The sequence below is a fragment of the Candidatus Nitrosotalea sp. FS genome (assembly GCF_011319475.1).
Lineage (GTDB): Archaea > Thermoproteota > Nitrososphaeria > Nitrososphaerales > Nitrosopumilaceae > Nitrosotalea.
Map to the genome: position 1 here is coordinate 1 of NZ_RCMC01000040.1, position 1014 is coordinate 1014.

The 1014-nt window shown below is 39.5% G+C and carries 2 protein-coding genes and 1 pseudogene; all 3 read left to right on the forward strand.

What is annotated here, in order from left to right:
• Positions 1–127, forward strand: a 127-nt coding sequence (locus DYY66_RS02110; protein WP_166285799.1) for a cob(I)yrinic acid a,c-diamide adenosyltransferase, incomplete at its 5' end; no start/stop codon positions are given.
• A 68-nt stretch (positions 128–195) separates the two neighbouring features.
• Positions 196–718, forward strand: a 523-nt coding sequence (locus DYY66_RS15705; protein WP_394352543.1) for a S1 RNA-binding domain-containing protein, incomplete at its 3' end; no start/stop codon positions are given.
• A gap of 1 nt (position 719) precedes the next feature.
• Positions 720–1014, forward strand: a pseudogene (locus DYY66_RS15710) (RNA-binding protein); the annotation flags it as partial.

Consider the following 1014-nt stretch of genomic DNA (forward strand, 5'->3'; position numbering starts at 1 on the left):
CTTGGTCCTGACAGGAAATCATGCAAAAGATGAGATTATAGAAAAAGCAGATCTAGTTACAGAAATGAGGGAGATAAAGCACCCATTCAAATCCGGAATCAAAGCAAAAAAAGGAATCGACTTTTAGAATATTCTACAAATTCAACGATACAAAACATCAACAACATTAAATTATGTACAATAAATTTGAAAGCCATGACGACAACTGTCCAAGATTTCCCCGAGGTGGGAGAGATTGTTATTGCTACAGTAACAAGGATAGTGGACCAAGGAGCATATGTCTCCCTTGATGAATTCAACAACATCCAAGGATTCTTGCATGTATCCGAAATTGCAACCGGCTGGATTAGAAATGTAGCCAAGTTTCTCAAGATAGGAGAAAAAAAAGTCTTACTTGTAAAACGTGTAGACCCAAGAAGATCCGAGATAGACTTGTCACTAAAACAAGTATCATCTGATCAAAAGAAAAAGAAACTCTTAGAGATAAAGCGAGGCGAAAAAGAAGAAGCCCTCATTGAAAATCTGAAATCCAAAGTCAGCTTGTCTGCATCCGAGATGACAAAACTAGAAAATGTCTTGGTGGATAAATTTGGCTCTGTCTATGACGCATTCTCCGAGGTTTCAGCAAAAGGCATATCAATTTTAGATAATCTCAGCATTCCTTCAAAGGCACTTGCAGTAATTGCCGAACTTGGCTCAAAGATCCAGGTTCCACATGNAGTCTATGACGCATTCTCAGAAGTTTCAGCAAAAGGCATATCCGTTTTAGATAATCTCAGTATTCCTTCAAAGGCACTGACTGTAATTGCCGAGCTTGGCTCAAAGATCCAGGTTCCCCATGTAGAGATACGCGGCATCTTTGAGCTTACCTGTACCAAATCAAACGGAATCGAGATAATCAAGCAAGCATTGATTGATTCCACAGCAAACAAGAAGGAAATATCTGTGACATACATTGGCGCCCCCAAGTATCGTATTACACTTACTGCACCAAACTTCAAGGAGGCTGAAAAG